This is a genomic window from Pseudomonas sp. BGA-UO-ETr-WB11, assembly GCF_059567785.1.
Map to the genome: position 1 here is coordinate 315,070 of NZ_JCAQOS010000003.1, position 24,924 is coordinate 339,993.

Annotated in this window: 17 protein-coding genes; 13 read left to right on the top strand and 4 right to left on the bottom strand. The window is 62.9% G+C overall.

Going from position 1 to position 24,924, the window contains the following annotated elements; all coding sequences use genetic code 11:
* Positions 1-125: 125 nt before the first annotated feature.
* Genes pdxA through AC56DI_RS02960 form a run of 3 tightly spaced genes read right to left on the bottom strand, consistent with a single transcriptional unit; the run spans position 126 to position 5,141 of the window.
* Positions 126-1,112 (bottom strand): 4-hydroxythreonine-4-phosphate dehydrogenase PdxA, encoded by a 987-nt coding sequence (pdxA, locus tag AC56DI_RS02950; RefSeq protein WP_496344868.1) that lies wholly within the window; start codon positions 1,110-1,112, stop codon positions 126-128.
* Positions 1,109-2,401 (bottom strand): peptidylprolyl isomerase, encoded by a 1,293-nt coding sequence (locus AC56DI_RS02955; protein WP_496344869.1) that lies wholly within the window; start codon positions 2,399-2,401, stop codon positions 1,109-1,111. Before AC56DI_RS02955 ends, pdxA begins: the two co-directional genes overlap by 4 nt.
* Positions 2,382-5,141, bottom strand: coding sequence for an LPS-assembly protein LptD (locus tag AC56DI_RS02960; protein ID WP_496344870.1), 2,760 nt, complete (start codon positions 5,139-5,141; stop codon positions 2,382-2,384). The genes AC56DI_RS02955 and AC56DI_RS02960 overlap by 20 nt, the downstream gene beginning before the upstream one ends.
* A gap of 127 nt (positions 5,142-5,268) precedes the next feature.
* Between AC56DI_RS02960 and AC56DI_RS02965 the strand changes: the two genes are divergently transcribed.
* Genes AC56DI_RS02965 through AC56DI_RS02975 form a run of 3 tightly spaced genes read left to right on the top strand, consistent with a single transcriptional unit; the run spans position 5,269 to position 7,731 of the window.
* Positions 5,269-6,294: an aminoglycoside phosphotransferase family protein gene (locus tag AC56DI_RS02965; RefSeq protein WP_496344871.1), complete on the top strand. Its 1,026-nt coding sequence runs from the start codon at positions 5,269-5,271 to the stop codon at positions 6,292-6,294.
* Positions 6,291-6,962 carry an N-acetylmuramate alpha-1-phosphate uridylyltransferase MurU gene (gene murU, locus AC56DI_RS02970; RefSeq protein ID WP_496344872.1) on the top strand — a complete coding sequence of 224 codons (672 nt, stop codon included), beginning with the start codon at positions 6,291-6,293 and terminating at the stop codon, positions 6,960-6,962. The genes AC56DI_RS02965 and murU overlap by 4 nt, the downstream gene beginning before the upstream one ends.
* A gap of 1 nt (position 6,963) precedes the next feature.
* Positions 6,964-7,731 (top strand): J domain-containing protein, encoded by a 768-nt coding sequence (locus AC56DI_RS02975; protein ID WP_496344873.1) that lies wholly within the window; start codon positions 6,964-6,966, stop codon positions 7,729-7,731.
* 417 nt (positions 7,732-8,148) lie between these two features.
* Here the strand turns inward: AC56DI_RS02975 and AC56DI_RS02980 are convergent, their stop codons facing one another.
* Complete coding sequence (locus AC56DI_RS02980; protein ID WP_496344874.1) at positions 8,149-9,228, bottom strand: alpha/beta hydrolase family protein; 1,080 nt, start codon at positions 9,226-9,228, stop codon at positions 8,149-8,151.
* Positions 9,229-9,389: 161 nt separating this feature from the next.
* Between AC56DI_RS02980 and AC56DI_RS02985 the strand changes: the two genes are divergently transcribed.
* From AC56DI_RS02985 to AC56DI_RS03030, 10 genes are all read left to right on the top strand, one after another.
* Entirely contained in the window at positions 9,390-11,774 is a 2,385-nt protein-coding gene (locus tag AC56DI_RS02985; protein ID WP_496344875.1) for a PAS domain-containing sensor histidine kinase, read from the top strand.
* A gap of 27 nt (positions 11,775-11,801) precedes the next feature.
* On the top strand, positions 11,802-12,431 hold the full coding sequence (locus tag AC56DI_RS02990; RefSeq protein ID WP_496344876.1) for a response regulator: 630 nt from the start codon (positions 11,802-11,804) through the stop codon (positions 12,429-12,431).
* Positions 12,432-12,755: 324 nt separating this feature from the next.
* Entirely contained in the window at positions 12,756-13,868 is a 1,113-nt protein-coding gene (locus AC56DI_RS02995) for an ABC transporter ATP-binding protein (RefSeq protein WP_496344877.1), read from the top strand.
* A 34-nt stretch (positions 13,869-13,902) separates the two neighbouring features.
* The gene (locus AC56DI_RS03000) at positions 13,903-14,934 is read left to right on the top strand and encodes an ABC transporter substrate-binding protein (RefSeq protein WP_496344878.1); all 1,032 of its coding nucleotides are present in this window, start codon (positions 13,903-13,905) and stop codon (positions 14,932-14,934) included.
* 126 nt (positions 14,935-15,060) lie between these two features.
* A complete protein-coding gene (locus tag AC56DI_RS03005; RefSeq protein ID WP_422587419.1) occupies positions 15,061-16,308 on the top strand; it encodes an ABC transporter permease in 1,248 nt (415 codons plus the stop codon).
* Between the two features lie 197 nt (positions 16,309-16,505).
* Entirely contained in the window at positions 16,506-17,336 is an 831-nt protein-coding gene (locus tag AC56DI_RS03010) for an ABC transporter permease (protein WP_496344879.1), read from the top strand.
* Positions 17,337-17,440: 104 nt separating this feature from the next.
* A complete protein-coding gene (rpe, locus tag AC56DI_RS03015) occupies positions 17,441-18,115 on the top strand; it encodes a ribulose-phosphate 3-epimerase (protein ID WP_324520564.1) in 675 nt (224 codons plus the stop codon).
* Entirely contained in the window at positions 18,112-18,948 is an 837-nt protein-coding gene (locus AC56DI_RS03020; RefSeq protein WP_496344880.1) for a phosphoglycolate phosphatase, read from the top strand. The genes rpe and AC56DI_RS03020 overlap by 4 nt, the downstream gene beginning before the upstream one ends.
* A gap of 73 nt (positions 18,949-19,021) precedes the next feature.
* The gene (gene trpE / locus AC56DI_RS03025) at positions 19,022-20,512 is read left to right on the top strand and encodes an anthranilate synthase component I (protein WP_496344881.1); all 1,491 of its coding nucleotides are present in this window, start codon (positions 19,022-19,024) and stop codon (positions 20,510-20,512) included.
* An 85-nt stretch (positions 20,513-20,597) separates the two neighbouring features.
* Positions 20,598-24,689, top strand: coding sequence for an SNF2-related protein (locus AC56DI_RS03030; protein ID WP_496344882.1), 4,092 nt, complete (start codon positions 20,598-20,600; stop codon positions 24,687-24,689).
* The last annotated feature ends 235 nt before the right edge of the window (positions 24,690-24,924 follow it).

Genomic DNA, 24,924 nt, shown 5'->3' on the forward strand with positions numbered 1-24,924 from the left:
GGCCCCAAGCGATACGCTTGAGCGAATGCAAAAGGCCGGCAGTTTAACAGCAAAGCCACACCGTTCGGTGTTTGCGCTTAGGTCTGCTCCCGTTTCATTGCGAGCGAATGAAGCGGGAACAGACCCTAGCCGTGCACGGCCATCTGGTAGGCGGTTTGCAGTGCGACCTGCAGGCTGCCGGTGTCGACCTTGCCGCTGCCGGCCAGGTCCAGGGCGGTGCCGTGGTCGACTGAAGTGCGAATAATCGGCAGGCCAAGGGTGATGTTCACCGCCGCGCCGAAGCCTTTGTACTTGAGCACGGGCAGGCCCTGATCGTGGTACATGGCCAGCACCGCATCGCAGTGCTCTAGGTGCTTGGGGGTGAACAAGGTGTCGGCGGGCAACGGGCCAATCAGGTTCAAACCGTCGTCACGCAGGCGTGCCAGGCACGGCTCGATGATGTCGATTTCCTCGCGGCCCATGTGCCCGCTTTCACCTGCATGGGGGTTGAGGCCGCAGACCAGGATGCGCGGGGCAGCAATGCCGAACTTGTTGACTAGGTCGGCATGCAGGATGCGGGTGACCCGTTCGAGGCGCTCAGGCGTGATGGCATCAGCGACATTGCGCAGGGGCAGGTGGGTGGTCACCAGTGCAACCCGCAGGCCATGGGTGGCGAGCATCATCACCACCTGTTCGGTGTGGGTCAGCTCGGCCAGGTATTCAGTGTGGCCAGAGAAGGGGATGCCAGCTTGGTTGATCACGCCTTTGTGTACGGGCGCGGTGATCATTCCGGCAAAGTCGTCGTTGATGCAGCCGGAACCCGCGCGGTGCAAGGTTTCCAGTACATAAGCAGCGTTGGCCGGGTCAAGCTGGCCGGCCACCACGGGGGCGCTCAGTGGTGTGTCCCAGACGTACAGGCTACCTGCAGCCGCCGGTTGCTCGGGCCAGTGGCCGGGCTCAACCGGGATTAACTGTACGGTTAGTTGCAACTGGCTCGCCCGCGCCGCCAGCAAGGGCTGGCTGGCGATGGCGATCAGTGGGTAAGGCTGGGCTTGCGCGGCGAGCAGCAGGCACAGGTCGGGACCAATGCCGGCGGGCTCGCCGGGGGTAACGGCAAAGCGGGGCAGGCTCACAGCTTGCTTTCTACGTAGGCCTCGTCGCGGATCTGGCGCAGCCAGGCTTGCAACTCATCTTCGTATTTGCGGTTACGCAGAACGCTGAGGGCTTGTTGCTTGCGGAACTGCTCGCTGCCGTCAGTGGCGCGGCGGCCCATGACCTGCAGGACGTGCCAGCCGAAGGCGCTTTTGAACGGTTTGGACACTTCACCGCTTTCGGTTTGCGCCATCACTGCGCGGAATTCCGGCACCAGGGCATTCGGGTCGATCCAGTTGAGATCGCCGCCGTTGAGGGCTGAACCCGGATCTTCCGAGAAGTCTTTCGCCAGTTCGGCGAAGTCTTCGCCGGCCATGATGCGCTCATAAACGCGCTCGGCCAGACGCTTGGTCTCGGCTTCGCTGCGAATTTCGCTCGGCTTGATCAGCACGTGACGCACATGCACTTCGTCGCGTACCTGGGTTTCGCCGCCGCGTTTTTCCAGCAGTTTGATCAGGATAAAGCCGCCAGGAGTGCGCACGGGCTCAGTGGTTTCGCCAACGCTCAGGGCGCCGATCATCGAGTCGAATGGTGTCGGCAGCTGGGCCGCTTTACGCCAGCCCATGTTGCCGCCCTCGAGAGCGGTTTCACTGGCCGAACTGGCAATCGCCAGCTGGGCAAAGTCAGCGCCTTGCTGCAGTTGCTGGTACAGCTCCTGAGCCCGGCGATCGGCTGCCTGGATTTCGTCGGCGGAAGCCGCATCCGGCACTCGAATCAGGATGTTGGCCAGGCGGTACTCGACCGACAGCTGCATCTTGCCGCTTTCCGACTCAAGGAAGTTTTCCACTTCCTGGTCGCTGACCTGAATACGTTCGGCCACCCGGCGTTGACGCACGCGGCTGATGATCATTTCCCGACGGATCTGCTCGCGAGCATCCTCATAGGACAGGCCGTCACGCTCCAGGGCGGCTCGGAACTGCTCCAGGCTCAGGTTGTTACGCTGGGCAATGGTGCCGACGGCCTGGTTGAGCTCTTCGTCAGTGATGCGAATGCCGGAGCGGTCGCCGATCTGCAGCTGGATGTTCTCGATTATCAGGCGCTCAAGCACCTGCTGGCTCAGAACATGCTCAGGCGGCAGGCTGTCACCGCGCTTGGCAATGGTCTGCTGCACTTCACGTACGCGTTGGTCCAGCTGGCTTTGCATGACCACGTCAGTATCAACGATGGCCACTACGCGGTCGAGGGGCTGTACTTCGGCGTGTACCGAGGTACCGAGAAACACTGCGCCCAGCAACAGCGGGCGCAGACAATCAGAAAGCTTGGTCTTCACGTTCACGATAACCTTGAATGCCTTGGTCGAGGAAAGTCCCAGTCTTGTTGCCTACGACACCGCCGAGGCCTTTGAGCACGATCTGCAGGAAAATCCCGTGGTCGCCTTGCTCGTTCTGGGAAGGGGACAGGCTGACTTCGTTATTGTCGACCCAGTAGCGATTGATCAGGCGCAGTTTCCAGCAGCAACTGTCGTACTCGAAGCCACCAAAGGCTTCCAGGGTGCGGTTGCGGTTGTAGTCATGCTGCCAGCGGGCAATGACGCTCCACTGTGGCACCAGCGGCCAGATGGTGGAGAAGTCGTGCTGACTGACTTTGTAGTAATCCTTGATGTAGTTGCTGTCGCCCGGGTTGCCGTAATCGCCGCCCTGCTGCCAGGTGCCACTCTCTGGGTCGTAGACCACGGTGTCATTGCTGTAGCGATAACCGAGGTTGACCACCTTGTTGAGGTTGTCCTGCGGCTGGTAGTGGAACATCGCGCTGCCGGAACGGGTGCTGTGAGTGCTCTCGTCCCAGTTGAAGTCGGACGACAGGCGCCAGTCGCGGTTGAAGCGGTAGAGGTATTCCAGCGCATAAGGCGACTGCGAGGTCTTGGCGTCTGCACGGTCGCGGTAGTCGATGCCCGGCATCTGCACTTTACGGTCGGCAAAGTACGCCGCCTGGCCGATGCTGAAGGTCTGCCGTTCGAAGCCGTTAGGCTCGATCCAGCGGTTGGTTACGCCGAGGGACAGCTTGTTCTCGTCGCCCACCCGGTCGCGGCCGCTGAAGCGGTTTTCGCGAAACAGCGAGCCATAGTTGAAGCGGCTCTCGCCACTGTCAAAGATCGGGATGTCGTCCTGTTTCTCTTCGGGTACATAGAGGTAGAACAGGCGCGGTTCCAAGGTCTGGCGGTAGTCTTTGCCGAACAGCTGGGTGTTGCGGTCGAAGTACAGGCCGCTGTCGACGCTGGAAACGGCTACGCCGCGATCTGGGGCATCATCAAAAGCGCCCACTTGCGCCTTGCCGATGCTGTCCAGGGTCAGGTCGTAATCGGTGTACAGGTACTTGATCGACGGAGTGACATAGCCGTAGCTGTTGCTCATCGGCAGGCTCAGGCCGGGCGCGACGTGAGCACGGTCACCGTTGGCGCGAGCCAGGCCGCTGATACGGTCGTCATACCAGCGCTGGGCGTCGGTGCCGGTGTTGCCGTCTTCGTCGGTGAAGTAGCCTTTGCGCAGGTCGCGGTCGAAGCGCACCAATTCACTGGCGTAAGTCATTTTCAGGCCGCCAGCCTCAACCGGTACTACGCCATCCAGGGTGATCTGTGGCAGGCGGTTGTACGGGGTGATCTCGGTAACCGTGGCCATTTCATAGGCGTGGGCATTCAGGCGTGCGGTGTAGCTGTCGCCGCGCCAGGTCAAAGCACCTTGCTGGTTAACGAAGCTGGGCGTGTCGATGCCCAGGTCGGTGTCCAGGTCCTGGAAGTAGTAGGGATCGCTGATGTCGGTGAAGTCCACTTCGCTCAACAGGCGCGAGTCCAAGCCACCTTTGTGCTGCCAGCTGTACATCCAGCGGGTGTCTTCATATTCGGACTGCAGTTCGCGGTCGTCATTTTCATCGTTGAGGATGGCTGCGCCGATCTGACCTTCGCTGCTCTTGGTCAGGTAGCGACCTTCGCCTTCCAGCAGTAACCCACGATCGGCCATATAGGTCGGATAGAGGGTGGCATCGTAGTTAGGCGCCAGGTTGAAGTAATAAGGCGTCTGCAGGGTCATGCCGTTGTCGCTGGACGAGCTGATGCTCGGGGCGAGGAAGCCGGACTGACGACGGTCATCGATCGGGAAGTAGATATACGGGGTGTAGAACACCGGTATGTCTTTAATCCGCAGCGTGACGTTGGTGGCAGTGCCGAAACCGGTGAGCGGGTTCAGCTTGATGTTGTTGCCCTTCAGGTGCCAAGCGTTGTTGCCAGGTTCGCAACGGGTGTAAGTACCGTCCTTGAGACGGATGATGGCGTCTTCCTGGCGCTTGGCATACAGCGCGTTGCCGCGCACATGGCCTTTGTGCATGACGTATTCAGCGTTGTCGATTTTCGCCGCACCGGTGTCCAGTTGCAGCTCGGCACGGTCGCCGACCACCAGAGCACCCTTGTCACGCAGGCGCACGTTGCCGACCAGCTCGCCACGGTTTTCCGTCTGATACAGGCTCGCTTCGTCAGCTTCAACCTGCAGGCCGGCTTGGCGCAGCACCACATCACCGGCGAGGGTGGCGACTTGCTGCTCCTGCTCAAAGCGCGAGGCTTTAGCCGAGACGAACATTGGCGCGTCATTCAGTGGCGTATCGTCGTTCATGCCCGGCCGCGTTGGCTCGATATAGGCGCCAGCGCAGTACGGACCGGCTTCGGCCAGTTGGGCGGCGCTAAGTTTGTCGCGCGGCACCCAATCGAGATGGCTATAGTCGGCGCTGCGCGAGCTTAGGCCTTTGCCCTCGCTGTCAGTGACCAGCGCCGTTTTCGCGGTACTGGTATCGCCAGCGCTGTCAGCGGCCACGGCACTAACGGCGGTGGCACTGTGGGTCGGCCGTGGTGGCAGCTTGGCCGCGGTGCTTTTCGGGGCGCAGGCCCAGCCGCCGGAGGCGGACACTTGGCAATCAAACTGCTCGGCGGCCACAGCGAAGGGCACAGCCAATGGCTGCATAGCCAACAGGCTGCCAGTCACCAGCAATGGAAATTTTTTGCGGAACGCGGGGGATTTTACTGCCATCTTGTTTTCCGGGCTTCCTGCGCGCCATCAACATGCAGGAAGCTGCATGCCTCTCGATGGGCTGAAAAAGATGCTGGATAATAAAGCATGACCCGCGCAACGGCTAGCGCCGTCGGAGACCCTTGCAATGCCTGATGAAGATCTACGTTTAACCCAGCTGCGCCACTGGCTGGAGCTGCAATTGCCGGCCCTGTTTGCTCGCCAAGGGTGGGGCGACGTGCCGCCGGCCAGCCTCACCAGTGCCAGCAGTGACGCCAGCTTCCGCCGTTATTTTCGCTGGGAAGGGGGGGGCCGCACGCTGATTGTGATGGATGCGCCGCCACCCCAGGAAGACTGCACGCCCTTCGTCAAGGTCGCCGGGCTGCTGGCTCAGGCCGATGCGCATGTGCCGCAGATCCTTGCTGCCGACCTGGCGCAAGGCTTTCTGCTGCTGCCCGATCTGGGCCGGCAGACCTACCTGGACGTGATTACCGCGGAGAACGCCGATGAGCTGTTCGCCGCGGCCTTGAATGCCTTGCTGCAATTCCAGCAATTGCCCCTGACGGATGGTTTGCCGGTGTATGACGACGCTTTGCTGCGTCGTGAGCTGCAGTTGTTTCCTGACTGGTACCTAGCCAAGCACCTGCAACTGACCTTGAATGCCGAGCAGGCGGCTGCCTGGCAGCGGATCTGCAGCGTCTTGATCGATAGCGCCCTGGCCCAGCCCCAGGTGCTGGTGCACCGTGACTATATGCCGCGCAACCTGATGCTCAGCAGCCCCAATCCGGGCGTGCTGGATTTTCAGGATGCGGTCTATGGCCCGGTGACCTATGACGTGACCTGTCTGTTTAAAGATGCCTTCCTCAGTTGGCCGCCCGAGCGGGTGCGTGGCTGGCTCGAACAGTATTGGCAGCAGGCCCAGGCGGTCGGCATCCCGGTGCAGGTGCAGTTGGAGGACTTTCTGCGGGCCAGCGATCTGATGGGCGTGCAGCGCCACCTCAAAGTCATCGGCATCTTCGCGCGGATTTGCCATCGCGATGGCAAGCCCAAATACCTGGGCGACGTGCCGCGTTTCTTTGCCTATATCCACGAAGTGCTGGCGCGCCGACCGGAGCTGGCTGAATTGGGCGAACTGCTGGCCAGCCTGCCGCAGGCGGCGGATGTGCCGGCATGAAGGCGATGATCCTGGCCGCCGGCAAGGGTGAGCGTCTACGCCCTCTGACCCTGTACACGCCCAAGCCGCTGGTGCCAGTGGCCGGCGTGCCCTTGATCGAGTATCACCTGCGTGCCCTGGCGGCAGCCGGGATCTGCGACGTGGTAATCAACCACGCCTGGCTCGGCCAGCAAATTGAGGATCATCTGGGTGACGGCGCGCGTTTTGGCGTGCAGATCCGCTATTCGGCGGAGCACGAGCCGCTGGAAACCGGCGGCGGCATCTTTCGCGCCCTGCCGTTGCTGGGCGACGAGCCGTTTCTGCTGGTCAATGGTGATATCTGGACGGATTACAGTTTCGATAATCTGCCACGCAGTCTGAATGGGCTGGCCCATCTGGTGCTGGTGGACAATCCAGCACACCACCCTCAGGGCGATTTTGCCCTGCAGGATGGCCAGGTGCTGAACGCCAGCGCCGGGCAGCCGAGCCTTACCTACAGCGGTCTGGCGTTGCTCAGCCCGCACCTGTTTGCCGACTGCTCGGACGGCGCCTTCAAGCTGGCGCCGTTATTGCGCCAGGCCATGGCGGCTGGCCAGGTCAGTGGTGAGCGCTACGGCGGTCGCTGGGTGGATGTCGGCACCCATGAGCGTCTGGCTGAAGTCGAGCAGTTGCTTGCGGAGCGTGGCTAGGGTGTTCTGGCCGCTCACGTTGCTCGGGGCGCTGGCCGGACTGCTGCTGGCGAGCATTCCCGGCGCGCTGCTTGGTGCGTTGCTCGGGCAGGTGCTGGACCGTCGTCTGCAGCTGCGCTCCTGGGCCGATTTGCGCCTGCGCATGGGCGGCAAGCCCGGACTGGGCGAGCAGGAGCTGTTATTTGTTCTGCTCGGGCGCTTGGCCAAGAGCGGCGGGGCGGTACGGCCTGCCCATATTCAACAGGCCCGTGAGGAAATGCGCCGGATGCAGCTGGATGGTGCAGCGCAACAGCGCGCAGTTGAGGCGTTTAACCGTGGTAAGACACCCACAGACAACCTGCGTCGGCCGTTGCGGCAATTGCGCGGGCAGGATGTAACGGTAGAAGGGTTGCTATGTGCCTGCTGGCGACTGGCCTGGGCCGAGGGGCAGGTGCCGTCGTCCACGCGTGAGCTGATTCTGGGCTGGGGCCAGTGGCTGGGTTGGCGCCGCGATGCGGTGCTGGCGCTGGAGGCGCCTTACGTTCGTCGCGCGAGTCGTGGTGTGCGCAGTGCCGACGCCGAGCTTGAGGCGCTGCGCCTGCTCGGCGTCAGCAGCGAGGCCACGCCTGCGCAAATCAAGCAAGCGTACCGGCGCCTGCTCAGTCGTCATCACCCGGACAAATTGGCCGGCGCGGGTGCCGGTGCCGCACGTCTGCGTGAGGCCACGGAAGTCACCAGTGAGTTGCACCGCGCCTATGCCCTGCTGCGTCAGCGCCACAGTCAGCGCTAGTGCTGCGCTTCGCGCTGTTTGAAATATAAGGCCGGTGCTCCGACGGGGTTCGTGGCGATTGTGAGTGTCATCAACAGCGCGCCGCGCTAGTGGCACGGCTCCGCCACCGCGTCGCCTGGATTCGCGGCCAAGGCCGCTCCCACAGGTTTTACGTCAGGCGCGATTTATGTGGGAGCGGTCTCGACCGCGAACAGCGTAGGTCGCCGTTTCGTGGCGAATATTAAGAACCCTTCAACTACTTAGCACTTACTGGCTCGGCTCCGTCACCGCGTCGCCTGGATTCGCGGCCAAGGCCACTCCCACTGGGTTTACGTCAGGCGCGATCTTTGTGGGAGCGGTCTCGACCGCGAACGGCGTAGGCCGCCGCTTCCTGGCGATAGTAAGTACCTTAAACAAGGCGTTGCTTCGTTAGCGGTCTTACTTAGCTGCCGGCGCTTTCACATCGAGGCTGAGCCAGCCACGAATGCGGCGGAACAATTGCTCTTGTTCGGTAGCCGGATTGCCTGGCAAGGCTTTCATCGCCACCTGGACATAAGCAGGTTGGGTCTGGCGCTTGCTGGCCTGTTGGCGCTTCAGCGCCGCGGTGCGGTCGGCGGGTTGATCTTTATAGTAGAAATCCCCCACAGCCAGCTTCAGGCCAGGCACCAACTCCTCCAGTGGTGGGGTGAAGCCTTCTGGCACCTTGGCGGCCACCAGCAGCAGGTTTTGCACCTCGGGGTTCGGGTTTTTGCCCAGGTAGCTGGCTGCCCAATAGCCGCCAGAACCATGGCCGAGCAGCACGATGCGTTTGGGTTTTTGCGTCTGGGCAAACGCCACGGCGGCCTGAATGCGGGCCAGTACGCGCTCGGCGTGTTGCTCCGGCGTGACCTGGGTCAGAGGACCTGCTTCGGGGGCGGCGATGGCTTGGGTTGTGGCGGCGGGTGTTTCATCTGACGCCGCTTGCGCCGTGTCAGTGGCGGGCGCCTCTGGGTCGGTTTCGGCGGTTGCGCTGGCGGTTTCTTCAGGTGCTGGCGTGGGCGCGACCTGGGGTGCCTGGTCATGGGGGTCGGGCAGGGTCAGGCTGAGGCTGCTCCAGCCGACATCAGGCAGTTTGTTGCGCAGTGGGCCGATGGCTTGCGGCCAGTCGGCGCTTTCACTGTCACCTGGAATGAGGATCACCACGCCGCTGGATTCGGCTGCATTGGCTGGCTTCCACAAGGCGAGAAAGTTGCCATCGCTGGCCGCGAGTTGTTGTTGCTCGGCGTTGGGTAATTGCTGTTGCAGGGCCTGGGCTTCGTTCTCGCTGCGCTCGGGCACGGCGACGTGCTCGGTGGGCGGCGCGGCCGGTGTGTCGGCAGCGGTTTCTGCGGGGGCGTCCGCAGGGGCATCCGCGGCGGCAGGCGGTGCCTCGGCGGGTGCTGCTGCCGCGGCTTGTTCTTCCGCCCAGGTGGGGGTGGCGCAGGGCAGCAGCAGGGTCAGGCAGCAGAGTGAAAGTGTCGAAGCAAGTGTGCGAGACATCAGAGCAGTCCAGGCCGGGAGTAATCTGTTCAGCCTAATAGCTGGGCCGTGATTTGTCAGGCGCCGCTTGCGTCTGTTGGCGGCCTGCCGGATAAGTCAGAAGTATTCAGGGTTGATGGTCTTTTCAATCTGCAGATCGGGAGCGGCATGTTGTGCTCGGCATGATTCGAAGTTTGCTGGTGATCGGCCTGTTGGCGTGCTCGGCGCTGTTGGCCCCCGCCTACGCTGCGGCGATCGAGCCGCTGGCGCTGGACAGCGAGCAGCGCGCTTGGCTGGATCAGCATCGGCAGTTGCGAGTCGGGGTGGTTTTGCAGGCGCCGTTTGTGCAGTTTGACCGGCGCCTGCAGCAGCTGTCCGGGCTTAATGTCGAGCTGATGACCTGGCTGGCCAGCGCCCTGCAAGTGGAACTGGTGTGGCAGCAGTACGCTGATCAGGCAGCGCTGGAAACGGCGGTGCGTAAAGGCCTGGTCGATCTGGCTCCCGGCCTCAGTCAGACCCCAGCGGGCTTGCGCCTGTGGCTGTATTCGGACCCCTACATGCGCGTGCCGCAATTGTTGGTGGGTGCGCGCAATGGCGGCACGGCAGTGGAGTTGGAACAGCTCAGCTCCACAGAGCCGGTGGCCGTGCGCATGCCCAGCGTGGTGGCTGATTACCTGCGCGGCACCTATCTAAACCTCAGCCTGCAAGGCGTCAGCGGCGAGCGGCAGGCTCTGCGTCAGGTGCTCAGCCAGCAGGTGCGCTATGCGGTGATCGACGAGGCGCAGTTCAGCCGTCTGGCCCGTGAAAGCGAGTTTGCCGAGCTGGCAGTGGTGGCCGATATCGGTCTGCCGCAGTTGCTGCGGGTTGCCTCGCGGCGCGATTGGCCGCAGCTCTCGGGGTTGATCGACAGTGCCCTGCGCAGCCTGTCGCCCAAGCAACTGGATCAGTTGCGCGGACGCTGGCTGCAGCTCAAATACCCGCGCCTGAGTGACTCGCCAGGGTTCTGGCAGAACCTCAGTGCCCTGCTGACGGTACTGCTGCTGGCGGCCCTGGCCATCCTGGTTGCCCTGCGCCGGCAGCGCACGCTGCTGGAGCGCGGCTTGCTGGAGGCGCGCCAGGCCATCGAGTCGCGCGAGGCGGCCGAGCAAGCGCTGCGCCTGACTCAATTCTCCATCGATCAGAGCACGGTCGGCATCCTCTGGGTCAACTGGGACAGCCATATCGGCTACGCCAACCGCGCTGCCGAACAGATGCTTGGCTACGGCGCCGGAGGGTTGCTGGCGCGGCCGCTGATCGAGATCGAAGCGAGTTTGCAGATGGACCGCTGGCTGGCCCTGTGGAAGCGCGTACGCAGCGGCGGCGAAGAGCCGTTGAGCTTCGAGAGCAACTGCCTGCGCGCCGATGGCAGCACCTTACCGGCCGATGTGTCGCTGAGCTTTCTGCGCTTTCGTCAGGCCGAATACCTGGTGGTCTACCTCACCGACGTCACCGAGCGCCGCCGTGCCCTGGCCGCCCTGCAGGAAAGCGAGGCGCGCCTGCAGGGCATCGCCGCTAACGTGCCTGGCCTGGTGTTTCGTCTGGAGCGGGCGCAGTTGGACGCGCCGGTGGATTTTGCCTTTATCAGTGAAGGCAGCGAGCAGTTGGTCGGCTATCCGGCCAGCACCTTGCTGTTGCCGGGGCGGGGGATTCGCAGCCTGGTGCATACGGAGGACCTGGACGGTTACAACCAAAGTCAGACGGCCGCTCTGGAGGCCGACCGCGATTGGCACTGGCAAGGGCGCATCCTGACCCGCGAAGGCGAACAGCGCTGGGCTGATATCAAGGCCATCGCCCGGCGCCTGGAAGACGGGCTGGTGGTCTGGGACGGGATCGTCTGGGACATCAGCGAGAGCAAGCGCATTGAACTGGCGCTGAGTGAATCGCGGGGCCAACTGCGAGAGCTATCGGCGCACCTGGAAAGCGTGCGCGAAGAAGAAAAAGCCCGCATCGCCCGTGAAGTGCATGACGAACTGGGCCAGGTGCTGACCGTGCTCAAGTTGGAAACCTCCATGTGCGAGTTGGCTTTCGGTGAGCTGGATGCCGGCTTGCAGGAACGCCTGAACAGCATGAAGCGGCTGATCGCCAACCTGTTCCAACTGGTGCGTGATGTGGCTACCGCCCTGCGCCCGCCGATTCTCGATGCCGGCATCAGCTCGGCGATCGAATGGCAGGCCCAGCGCTTTGAGGCGCGTACGCAAATTCCTTGTCTGGTGCAGGTGCCAGATAACTTGCCGGCCCTGGCGGACGACAAAGCGATCGGTCTATTTCGGATTCTCCAAGAGGCGCTAACCAATGTGCTGCGCCACGCCCAGGCGCATACTGTTGAGCTGAACCTAACCCTGGACGCCGGCTGGCTGTGCCTGACCATCAGCGACGATGGCTGCGGTTTTGTCGCCCCCACGGGGCGGCCCAGCTCCTTTGGTTTGGTCGGCATGCGCGAGCGGGTGTTGATGCTCGGCGGTGAGTTGCACCTAGACAGTCGCCTGGGCGAGGGCACCACCCTCAGCGTGCGCATCCCCCTGGAATAGGCCTGGAATGAATATGGAGGCAGCAGCGTGATTCGAGTACTGGTGGCGGAAGACCACACCATCGTCCGCGAGGGCATCAAGCAGCTCATCGGCCTGGCCAAGGACCTGCAAGTGGTGGGTGAGGCCTGCAACGGCGAGCAATTACTCGAGACCCTGCGTCACCTGCCTTGCGACGTGGTGCTGCTGGATATCTCGATGCCTGGGGTGAATGGCCTGGAGGCGATTCCGCGGATTCGCGCGTTGAACAATCCGCCGGCCATCCTGGTGTTGTCCATGCACGATGAGGCGCAAATGGCCGCGCGCGCCCTGAAAGTCGGTGCCGCCGGTTACGCCACCAAGGACAGCGATCCGGCGTTGCTGCTGCTGGCGATTCGCAAGGTCGCCGCTGGTGGGCGCTATATCGATCCGGAACTGGCCGACCGCATGGTCTTCGAGGTCGGGCTGACCGATGCGCGGCCGGCCCATGCGTTGTTGTCCGAGCGCGAGTTCTCGGTGTTCGAGCGCCTGGTGCAGGGCGCCAGCGTCAACGACATTGCCCAGCAACTGGCCCTCAGCAACAAGACCATCAGCACCCACAAGGCGCGGCTGATGCAGAAGATGAACGTCACCTCGATGGCCGATCTGGTGCGCTACGCCATGGAGCACAAGCTGCTCTGATGCCTGGCTGCAATTGTAGGATGGGTTAGCCGCGCAGCGGCGTAACCCATCATGGCCTTGCGATGGGTATTGATGGGTATCGCTGCGCTCAACCCATCCTACGGACTCAACCCATCCTACGGACTAGGGCAACTCTTGCCTTTGGGCTTCGCCGCTGTGCGGCTCAACCCAACCTACGAGGGTGCTTGTGTTGTTTTTGTAGGGCAATCCCTACCCGCAGTCGTCCGTTGTGCTTATAGCAATCTCTCATACCCGCCGATTTGCGTTGCCGACCTGCAGCCCTAGTCTTAAGTCACGACAGACAACAAGACAAAAGGTGCGGTTATGGTCGATACGCAAGCGAACGATGTACTGGTCAGCTTTCGTGGCGTGCAGAAGAGCTACGACGGCGAGAACCTCATCGTCAAAGACCTCAACCTGGATATTCGCAAAGGCGAATTCCTCACCTTGCTGGGGCCGTCCGGCTCGGGCAAGACCACCAGCCTGATGATGCTGGCCGGCTTCGAGACCCCCACCGCTGGGGAGATTCTCCTGGCCGGCAAGGCGATCAATAACGTGCCGCCGCACAAGCGCGACATCGGCATGGTGTTCCAGAACTACGCCTTGTTTCCGCACATGACCGTGGCCGAGAACCTGGCGTTTCCGTTGTCGGTGCGCGGCATGAACAAGACCGACAGCAGTGAGCGGGTCAAGCGTGCGCTGTCCATGGTGCAGCTCGACAAGTTCCGCAATCGCTATCCCGGCCAACTCTCTGGCGGTCAGCAGCAGCGTGTGGCTCTGGCCCGCGCCTTGGTGTTCGAGCCGCAGTTGGTGCTGATGGATGAGCCGCTGGGTGCGCTGGACAAACAGCTGCGTGAGCACATGCAGATGGAGATCAAGCACATCCACCAGCGCCTCGGCGTGACCGTGGTGTACGTGACCCACGACCAGGGCGAAGCCCTGACCATGTCCGACCGGGTGGCGGTATTCCACCAGGGCGAGATCCAGCAAATCGCCCCCCCGCGCTGCCTGTATGAAGAGCCGAAGAACACCTTCGTGGCCAACTTTATTGGCGAGAACAACCGCCTTAACGGCCGTCTGCACAGCCGCAGCGGTGAGCGTTGCGTGGTCGAGCTGAGCCGTGGCGAGAAGGTCGAGGCGCTGGCGGTGAATGTCGGCGCAGTCGGTGGCCCGGTGACCCTGTCGATCCGCCCGGAGCGCATTCGCTTGAACGGTGCCAGTGAAAGCTGTGCCAACCGCTTCAGTGGCCGTGTAGAGGAATTCATCTATCTGGGCGACCACGTGCGTGTGCGCCTGGAGGTTTGTGGCAAGGCCGATTTCTTCGTCAAACAACCGATTGCCGAGCTTGATCCGGCACTCGCGGTGGGCGACGTGGTGCCCCTCGGCTGGCAAGTGGAGCACGTACGCGCGCTCGACCCGTTACTCGATGCTGTGTGATCGATCCGTTATCAATCCAGTGGAGACAACAACAATGAACAACTCTCTCAAACTCACTGCGCTGACCCTGGGCATGGCCTTTGCCGCCTCCAGCATGGCGGCCGACCTGACTGTGGTGTCCTTTGGTGGCGCGAACAAAAACGCCCAGGTCAAAGCCTTCTACAGTCCATGGGAAGCGGCCGGTCACGGCAAGGTGATTGCCGGCGAATACAACGGTGAGATGGCCAAGGTCAAAGCCATGGTCGACACCAAGAGCGTGTCTTGGCATCTGGTCGAAGTCGAGTCGCCGGAGCTGGCCCGTGGCTGTGACGAAGGCCTGTTCGAAACCCTCGACTCGGCGCAATTCGGCAACCCCGATGACTTCGTTCCGGGTGCCATTCAACCGTGCGGCGTGGGCTTCTTCGTGTGGTCGACCGTGCTCGCTTACAACGCCGACAAGCTGAAAAGCGCGCCTACTGGTTGGGCCGATTTCTGGGACACCAACAAGTTCCCAGGCAAGCGTGGCCTGCGCAAAGGCGCCAAGTACACCCTGGAATTCGCCCTGATGGCCGATGGCGTGGCGCCGAAAGAGGTCTACACGGTGCTGGCGACCCCCGCCGGTGTTGATCGCGCCTTCAAGAAACTCGACCAGCTCAAGCCGAGCATTCAGTGGTGGGAAGCCGGCGCTCAGCCGCCGCAGTACCTGGCCTCTGGTGACGTGGTGATGAGCTCGGCCTACAACGGTCGCATCGCTGCCGTGCAGAAGGAAAGCAACCTGAAAGTAGTGTGGAACGGCGGCATCTACGACTTCGATTCCTGGGCCATTCCGAAGGGCGCCAAGGATCTGGAAGCCGCACAGAAGTTCATCGCCTACTCGATCCAGCCGCAGCAGCAGAAGACCTACTCGGAAAACATCGCCTACGGTCCGGCCAATACCAAAGCCGTGGCGCTGATGGACAAGTCGATGCTGGCAGACATGCCGACCACCCCGGAAAACATCGCCAACCAGGTGCCGATGGACGTGGTGTTCTGGGCTGACTACGGCGAGCAGCTGGAACAGCGCTTCAACGCCTGGGCTGCCAAGTAAGACAGGCGGCGCAACCGTCGCCAAGGCGGTTGCGCTACCTCAGTTTGCGGGTTCTCGCCGGTTTATGGCGGGGCCCGGAGTTACCCTTTGGCCGCGTTCGCGTGGCCTTTTTTAGCGGAGTTCACTATGGCCGTCGCCAAGCCTCTCACCATGGTTACCGGGCCCAATCTGAAGCAACGACTGGCGCGTGCCGAGCGGGTTAACCGCTTGAAGGCCCAGGCGCTGATCCTGCCGCTGGTGCTGTTTCTCGTGCTGGTCTTCCTGGTGCCGATTGTGGCGCTGCTGGTCAAGAGCGTGGGCAATCCGGAAGTGGTGGGTTCACTGCCGCGTACCGTGGCCGCCCTGCAGCAGTGGGATGGTAAAGCCTTGCCCGCCGAGCCGGCGTATCAGGCGCTGAGCCTGGACCTGGCCGATGCACGCAAGCAGCAGACTCTGGGTGACTTGTCGAAACGCCTGAACATGGAACTGGCAGGCTACCGCAGCCTGATGTCGAAAACCGCCCGCGCGCTGCCTTTCAAGAGCGAGCCGGCCTCCTATAAAGATGCGCTGGAAAGCCTCGATGAGCGCTGGGGTGACCCGGCCTACTGGCAGGTGATCCGCCGCAACGACACGAATGTCACCCCCTATTACCTGTTGGCTGCCCTGGACCATCGCATCGACGATCTCGGCGAGCTGGCAGCTGCCACACCGGACCAGGCCATCTACCTGGATATTTTTGCCCGCACCTTCTGGATGGGCTTGGTGATTACCGCCATCTGCCTGCTGCTGGCCTACCCGTTGGCCTATCTGCTGGCCAACCTGCCGTCGCGGCAGAGCAACCTGCTGATGATTCTGGTGCTGTTGCCGTTCTGGACCTCGATCCTGGTGCGGGTTGCGGCCTGGATCGTGCTGCTGCAGTCCGGTGGCTTGATCAACAGCGCGCTGCTGGCGATCGGTCTGATCGATCAGCCGCTGGAGTTGGTGTTCAACCGTACCGGTGTGTACATCTCGATGGTGCACATCATGCTGCCGTTCATGATCCTGCCGATCTACAGCGTGATGAAGGGCATTTCACCGACCTACATGCGTGCCGCCATCTCTCTGGGCTGCCACCCGTTCGCCAGCTTCTGGCGGGTGTATTTCCCGCAGACCCTGGCCGGCGTCGGCGCCGGTTGCCTGCTGGTGTTCATCCTGGCGATTGGTTACTACATCACCCCGGCATTGCTAGGCAGCCCGGGCGATCAGATGGTTAGCTACTTCGTCGCCTTCTACACCAACGTCAGCATCAACTGGGGCATGGCCACGGCCCTCGGCGGCCTGCTGCTGCTCGCCACCCTGGTGCTCTACGTGGTGTACAGCTGGCTGGTGGGCGCCAGTCGTCTGCGCCTGAGTTGAATTAAAGGCCTGCGCCGCAGGCCAACCGCAGGGCGGGAGAGGGGGCGTGTCGGCAGCTTGCTCCCCTCTCCCAGTCCCTCCTCCACAAGCGGGGGAGAGACATAAAGATGTGACCCTCGCCATTGGGCGAGGGTGGCCCCAGGGCCGGGAGAGGGGCGTTGCCCCCGTTGCTGGATCAAGAATTCTGGAGAACAACCATGCTCAGCCCCTACATGTCCCCGATTGAACGCGTGTGGTTCTACAGCCTGCGCATCCTCTGCGGCCTGGTGCTGCTGTTTCTGATTCTGCCGGTGCTGGTCATCGTGCCGCTGTCGTTCAACTCCGGCAGTTTTCTGGTCTATCCGCTGCAGGGCTTTTCCCTGCATTGGTACCAGGACTTCTTCAGCTCGGCCGACTGGATGCGCTCGCTGCGCAACAGCATGATCATCGCTCCGGCGGCGACCTTGCTGGCCATGGTGTTCGGCACACTGGCGGCCATCGGCCTGACCCGCGGCGAGTTCCGTGGCAAGGCGTTGGTGATGAGCCTGGTGATTTCGCCGATGGTGGTGCCGGTGGTGATCGTCGGTGTGTCCAGCTACCTGTTCTTTGCTCCGCTGGGCCTGGGTAACAGCTACCTGGCGCTGATCCTGGTGCATGCCGTGCTGGGCGTGCCTTTTGTGATCATCACCGTGTCGGCCACCCTGCAGGGCTTCAACTACAACCTGGTGCGTGCCGCGGCCAGTCTGGGGGCCTCGCCGCTGACCGCGTTCTTCCGGGTAACCTTGCCGCTGATCGCGCCGGGGGTGATTTCCGGTGCGCTGTTTGCGTTCGCCACTTCGTTCGACGAAGTGGTGGTGACCCTGTTCCTCGCCGGCCCCGAGCAAGCCACCTTGCCACGGCAGATGTTCAGCGGCATCCGTGAAAACCTCAGCCCGACCATCGCCGCAGCCGCGACTCTGCTGATTGGTTTTTCCATTGTCCTGCTGCTGACCCTGGAATGGTTACGCGGCCGTAGCGAAAAAATGCGCACCTCGGCCAGTCACGAATAACCGCCTGCGACCAAGGTCGTGCCCGCCGCTGACACAGGACAACCGCCAGCGGCGACGACTCAGGCTACAATGCGCGCCATCGTGAATCTGCCCCGAGGTGCGCCATGCAGCCTTTTGCCATTGCTCCGTCCATCCTGTCCGCCGACTTCGCCCGCCTCGGCGAGGAAGTCGATAACGTTCTCGCCGCTGGCGCCGACATCGTCCACTTCGATGTTATGGACAACCACTACGTCCCCAACCTGACCATCGGCCCGATGGTGTGCACGGCGCTGCGCAAGTACGGCATCACCGCGCCGATTGACGTGCACCTGATGGTCTCGCCGGTGGATCGCATCATTGGCGACTTTATCGAGGCCGGTGCCAGTTACATTACCTTCCACCCGGAAGCCAGCGGCCACATCGACCGTTCCCTGCAGTTGATCAAGGACGGTGGCTGCAAGGCCGGCCTGGTGTTCAACCCGGCCACCTCGCTGGAAAGCCTCAAGTACGTGATGGACAAGGTCGACATGATCCTGCTGATGAGCGTCAACCCAGGCTTCGGCGGGCAGAAGTTCATCCCTGGCACCCTCGACAAGTTGCGCGAGGCGCGGGCTCTGATCGAAGCCTCCGGGCGCGACATTCGTCTGGAGATCGACGGCGGCGTCAACGTCAAGAACATCCGCGAAATCGCTGCTGCTGGCGCAGATACCTTTGTCGCCGGCTCGGCGATCTTCAATACCCCGGACTATGCCGAAGTGATCGCCGCGATGCGTGCCGAGCTCGCGCTCGCCCGCGGATGAGTGGCTTCGAGCGCTTGCTGGCCGGTCGCCTGCCACGCCTGGTGATGTTCGATCTGGACGGCACCCTGGTTGACTCGGTGCCCGACCTGGCGGCGGCGGTCGATGAAATGCTGCTCAGCCTTGGGCGCCCGCCGGCCGGTCGCGAGCTTGTGCGCAACTGGGTCGGTAATGGCGCGCGGGTGCTGGTGCGGCGCGCCCTGGCGGGCGACCTGCAGCACGAGCAGGTGGCTGACGCGGATGCCGATCACGCTCTCGACCTGTTTCTTGCCGCCTATGCCAACAGCCACGGCCTGAGTGCGATCTACCCTGGCGTGCGGGAAACCCTGAAGTGGCTCAAGCTGCAAGGCATCGAGATGGCCTTGATCACCAACAAGCCGGAGCGCTTCGTGGGCCCGCTGCTGGACGATTTGCGCATCGGCCGCTATTTCCGCTGGATCATCGGCGGCGATACCCTGCCGCAGCAAAAGCCCGATCCCACCGCCTTGCTGCATGTGCTCACGATGGCCGGGGTCAGCCCAGGCGAAGCGTTGTTTGTGGGCGACTCGCGCAGCGATGTGCTGGCCTCGAAGGCGGCGGGTGTCGCTTGCGTGGCCATGAGTTATGGCTATAACCACGGTCGGCCGATTGCCGAAGAGTCGCCCGCGCTGGTGATCGATGATTTGCGCGAGCTGCTGCCCGGTTGCTTCGAAACAGCCGCTGCGCTACCGTTGCCCGATGCCGTTCAATCCCCCCGCTCAAGAGATTTAATCGTGGTGGTCCCCCGCAAACACTGGTTCATCAAGTCCGGGATGAAAATCCTCAAGGCCCTGGCCCGCTGGCGTTGGCGCGCCTGACCTGTGCCTGACCGGCGTGCCGGTATGTTTGCCTATTTGCTGACCGTTTGCTCCTCAAGCCACGAGGCTGATTATGACCCGCGAAGAATTCCTGCGTTTAGCCGCTGCCGGCTATAACCGTATCCCTATGGCGATCGAAACCCTGGCGGATTTCGATACCCCTCTGTCCCTGTACCTGAAGCTGGCCGACGCGCCGTACTCCTATTTGCTGGAGTCGGTGCAGGGCGGCGAGAAGTGGGGGCGTTACTCGATCATCGGCCTGCCGTGCCGCACCGTGCTGCGTGCTTACGAGCACAAGGTCTCGGTGAGCGTCGATGACGTGGTGATCGAGCAGCACGACTGCGAAGACCCGCTGGCCTTTGTCGAGACATTCAAGGAGCGTTATCAGGTCGCACCGATTGCCGGCTTGCCGCGCTTTAATGGCGGCCTGGTGGGCTACTTCGGCTATGACTGCGTGCGCTACGTCGAGAAGAAACTGGCCACCTGCCCGAACCCCGATCCGCTGGGCAATCCGGACATTCTGTTGATGGTCTCCGACGCCGTGGTGGTGTTCGACAACCTGGCTGGCAAGCTGCACGCCATTGTCCTGGCCGACCCCAGCGAAGCCGATGCTTACGATCGCGGTCAGGCTCGCCTGGCCGAGCTGATGGAGCAACTGCGCCAGCCGATTACCCCGCGCCGTGGCCTCGATTTGAGCGCCTTGGGCGAAACGGCCGAGCCGACCTTCCGCTCCAGCTTCAGCCATGAGGACTACGAGCGCGCCGTCGATACCATCAAGGAATACATCCTCGCTGGCGACTGCATGCAGGTGGTGCCGTCGCAACGCATGAGCATCGATTTCTCGGCGGCGCCCATCGACCTGTACCGCGCCCTGCGTTGCTTCAACCCGACGCCGTATATGTACTTCTTCAACTTCGGCGACTTCCATGTAGTGGGCAGCTCGCCGGAAGTGCTGGTGCGGGTCGAGGACGGCCTGGTCACCGTACGGCCGATCGCCGGCACCCGCCCGCGGGGCGCCACCGAGGAAGCCGATCTGGCCCTGGAACAGGACCTGTTGGCCGACGCCAAAGAGATTGCCGAGCACCTGATGCTGATCGACCTGGGCCGCAACGATGCCGGCCGGGTGTCGGAAACCGGCTCGGTGAAGGTCACCGAGAAGATGGTGATCGAGCGCTATTCCAACGTCATGCACATCGTCTCCAACGTCAACGGTCAGCTGAAGCAGGGCCTGAGTGCCATGGACGCGCTGCGTGCCATTCTGCCGGCCGGCACCTTGTCCGGCGCGCCGAAGATTCGCGCGATGGAAATCATCGACGAGTTGGAGCCGGTCAAGCGCGGTGTCTACGGCGGCGCCGTGGGTTATCTGGCGTGGAACGGCAACATGGACACCGCGATTGCGATCCGCACGGCGGTGATCAAGAACGGTGAGCTGCACGTGCAGGCCGGTGGCGGCATCGTTGCCGACTCGGTGCCGGCGCTGGAGTGGGAAGAAACCCTGAACAAGCGTCGCGCCATGTTCCGCGCCGTGGCCCTGGCCGAACACACGCACAAAACTTACGGTTGAAACCTCGCGGCCTGCCTGCGGGCAGGCCTTGCGCGAGCTCGCCGCCCGCCCGTTGTTGGTTGAATCGTTACGCTGGAGCTTACCCATGCCTGCGCCCCAAGCGCCTTCTGCTCTGGCAGTACTGCCGGACAACTACAAGGCACTGCTGTATGTGCTGGCGTTGTCTTTCCCTGGGCAGCTGAAGACCGCGCTGGTGCGTCACCTGCGCGAGATGGGTGTGCGCGCGTCGGCCGCCCGTGCCTTTGATGCCGCCTCGCTGAACGAAATCCTTGAGCCTCTGCAGCGCCTGCAATGGTTGTCCGAAGCAGGCTCTGGGCAGCCGATTTGCCTGTTGCCGGGACGCCGCAACCTGGTGTTGCAGCAGCTCAGTGGCGACAGCAACAAAGACCGTTGGCTGGACCTGTTGCGCAGCAGCCTGGGTGCGCCGCGTGCCGGCTGGGAAGTGCAGACCCAGGAATATCAGCTGCACAGCCTGTGGCTGGCGATCTTGCAGGGGCAAGCCTTCGAGCTGCGGCAGATTCTTGAGCGCCTGGCCAGTTGGAATGTAGAGGCACCGGCCCAGCAGTTGTTCAGTGATGACGCGGGCAAACAGGTGTTCGCCAGCGTGGGCCAGGAGGTGCAAATCCTTCTGCTGCAAGACTATCTGAACCAGCTCAACTGGCGCTTGCAGCCGGCTGCCGAGGTCTATCGGGTGGCCCTGACGCTGTTCAAACGTGCTCCGCAACAGGCCGAACTGGGTCTGCAGCTGACGTTGCAGGCGCTGTGGCGTGGCGACTGGGCGCAGTTCAGTCGCTTGGTTGAGGAGGTCGCCGCCGTGCCGGGTGCCTTTATCCAGGGCGTGCTGAGCGGCGATAGCAGCAGTGCCCTGACGGCCTTGCAGGCGTGGAACGGTCAGCGCCGTCCGACCAAAAAACGCAGCCTGGAACTGCCGCCGTTGTTGCATGGCTTCTACTGCCTGGCCTTGTTGGCAGGCGGCGATCCGCAGCACTTCCCGGCGCTTAAACAGGCGATTGGGCTGGGCTTGAAGGAACATTACGGGCGCGCTTATCCGGCCCTGTCGATGTTGCTCGAGCAGTTGCAGGGCAGCAGTCAGGGCCAGGATCAGGGGCTGCGCGGCACCCTGGCATTCAATGGTTTCGACGGTCTGCTGCTGGCGCTTGGGGTGTACTGGAGCGATGCCGAAGAAGGCCGCTTGCCCGGCTGGCAAAAACTCCTGGAAGCCTTCCAACGTCAGCTCAGCGCCGACGGTTATCACTGGCTGGCCGCCGAGGTCGAGGCCTTGTTGGCCGAGCAGGCCGGGCAACCCTGGCAGGCGCCGCAGTGGTATGCCAGCGCCGGGCTGGTGCCGCTGGTCAGGCTCTATCAGCGGCAGGCCGCGTGGCAGCATGCGCTGACCGCCCTGGCGTTGCTTAATCCGCAAAATGTCGCCGCTACGGCCGCCAGCAGCAGCCGTTTGGCCTGGCTAATCAGCGGCCAGGGCGCCCATGTCCAGATCGAGCCGCGCGAGCAGAAACTCAGCGCCAAGGGCCAGTGGAGCAAGGGCCGCGCCGTGGCCTTGAAGCGCTTGCTGGAGGACGGCGAGCGTCTGGATTTCCTCCTCGAGCAAGACCGCCAGGCCATCCGCATGATTCAGTCGGCGGTCGATTACTACGGCGGCGTGCGTTACGAATTGCCGGCTGAACTGGCGCTGCCACGTCTGGTCGGCCACCCGGCGCTGTATTTGGGCGATGGCGCCGATGTGCGTATCGATCTGTTGTTGGGCAAGGCCAGCCTGCAGCTGCATTCGCAAGGCGAACAGATTCATCTGCAGCTGGAGCCGCCGGAGCTGCAAAAGAGCGGCAACATGCTGCTCTACAAGGAAACCCCGACTCGGCTGCTGGTGTATGCGGTCAGTCGCGAACTGCGGCAGATCATCGACATCATCGGCCATGGCCTCACCGTGCCGCAGGCCGGCAAGGCGCAGTTGATCGACGCCATCAGTGCCATCGCGCCATTGTTGCCGATTCACTCGGACTTACCCGAGCTGGCCGCGCACCTCGATTGCGTGCCCGCCGATGCCACCCTGTATGCCCACCTGTTGCCGCTGCAGGGCGGGTTGCGCCTGCAATTGCTGGTGCGCCCATTGGCCAACAGCAGTTGGTTCCGCCCCGGTATTGGCCTGGCCAATGTGCTCGGTGAACTGGACGGCCGTGCGCTGCAGGCCACCCGCGACCTGGCGGCAGAAACCGCCACCCTGGAATGGGCGCTGGCGGCGTGTCCGGCCTTGGCTCAAGCCGAGTGCGATGGCCAGGAATGGCAGCTGGCCGAACCCCAGGATGCTTTGCAGGTGCTCAGCGAGTTGCAGGCCCTGGATGGTGAGCGCGTGCAGTGCGTGTGGCCGGAAGGCGAGCGCATGCGCATCAAGGCGCGGCCGGGCATGCGTCAGCTCAAGCTGGGACTCAAACAGCAGGGCGACTGGTTTGTTCTGGCCGGTGAAGTGCAGCTGGATGACGGCCGGGTGCTGCACCTGCGCCAGTTGCTGGAGCTGCTGAAAACCAACAAGGGGCGTTTTCTCAAGCTCGGTGATCAGGACTGGCTGGCCCTCAGCAGCAGTCTGCGCAAGCACCTGGATGAGCTTGCCTACCTGGCTGACGGGGTCGACGATGACGGCCTGCGCCTCAATCTGCTGACCGCGCCGTTGCTTGCTGGGCTGGCAGACGAAGCCGGTGAATTCCAAGCCGATGAGCACTGGCAGAGCCATCTGCAGCGCCTCGAATCCTTGCAGAGTTTCCAGCCACAGGTACCGAGCACCCTGCAGGCCGAGTTGCGCGATTACCAGCGCGAGGGCTTTGCCTGGCTGGCGCGTCTGGCCGAGTGGGGCGTGGGCGCGTGCCTGGCGGATGACATGGGCCTAGGCAAAACAGTGCAGACCCTGGCGCTGATGCTTCAGCGCGCGCCGCGTGGGCCGCAATTGGTGGTGGCGCCGACCTCGGTGGCAATCAACTGGCTGAGTGAAGCGCAGCGCTTTGCGCCGACCCTCAATGTGCACAACTACCAGCAAACCCGAAGCCTTGAAGGCGTGGGGCCGCTGGACCTGGTGGTGGTCAGCTACGGCCTGCTGCAACAGGATCATCAGGCCTTTGTCGCTCAGCACTGGACGAGCGTGGTGCTGGATGAAGCCCAGGCGATCAAAAATGCCGGCAGCAAACGCTCCCAGGCGGCGATGACCCTGCAGGCCGACTTCAAACTGATCGCCACCGGCACGCCGCTGGAGAATCACCTCGGTGAGTTGTGGAACCTGTTTCGTTTTATCAACCCAGGCCTGTTGGGCAGCCAAGAGCGTTTTGCCGAACGCTTCAGCACGCCGATCGAGCGCGGCGAGCAGTCTGCGCGCAAGGCCCTCAAGGCTCTGATCCAGCCGTTTATCCTCCGTCGCTTGAAGAGTCAGGTGCTGGATGAACTGCCGCCGCGCACCGAGATCACTTACAAGGTGCCGCTCTCCGCGGAAGAGGCCCATTACTACGAGGCGCTGCGCCAGCAGGCTGTGCAGTCGCTGATCAGCGCGCCGGCCGGGCAGAATCAGTCCTTGCAGGTGTTGGCGGAAATCACTCGGCTGCGGCGCTTCTGCTGTCACCCTAGTCTGGTGATGCCGGGTGCCGGCTTGAGTGGCAGCAAGCTGGCGGCCTTCGCCGAGATCGTCGCCGAGTTGCTGGAGAACAAACACAAGGCTCTGGTGTTCAGCCAGTTCGTCGACCACCTGACGATTGTCCGGGGTTGGCTCGATGAGCAGGGTATTCACTATCAATACTTGGATGGCTCAACCTCGCCGAAAGAACGCAAGGCGCGTATGGATGCCTTCCAGGCCGGTGTGGGGGAAATCTTCCTGATCAGCCTCAAGGCCGGCGGCACCGGTTTGAACCTGACGGCGGCGGATTACGTGATCCACCTCGATCCCTGGTGGAACCCGGCCGTGGAAGACCAGGCCAGCGACCGCGCTCATCGCATGGGTCAGTTGCGCCCGGTGACCATTTACCGACTGGTCACCGAACACACTATTGAGGAGCAGATCGTCGCCCTGCACAGCAAGAAGCGCGCCCTGGCGGACAGCCTGCTGGACGGTGGCGAGCTGAGCGCCAAGCTGGATGCCGATGCCCTGCTGAGTTTGCTGCGCGGCGATTATCAGGGCCTTGGCCTGTGATGGCCTTCGGCCGATCAATATTGCGCGGCGGTCTGTGCGTGGGCTACTGTGCGGGAATAGCGCAACGAGACAGTCCCGTGGCATTCAGCAGTACCCTCCTGATGCGTCTGATCAAGGGCCACGCCCGCTGGCGTTGGCGCACTTGATCCCTCCCCGCCGACTCAGCGTCGGCCGTTTTGTGTTGCCTCTGCACTGCGTATCACTGGCCTGCAGCCCGTCGCTTAAAGCGCGCGGC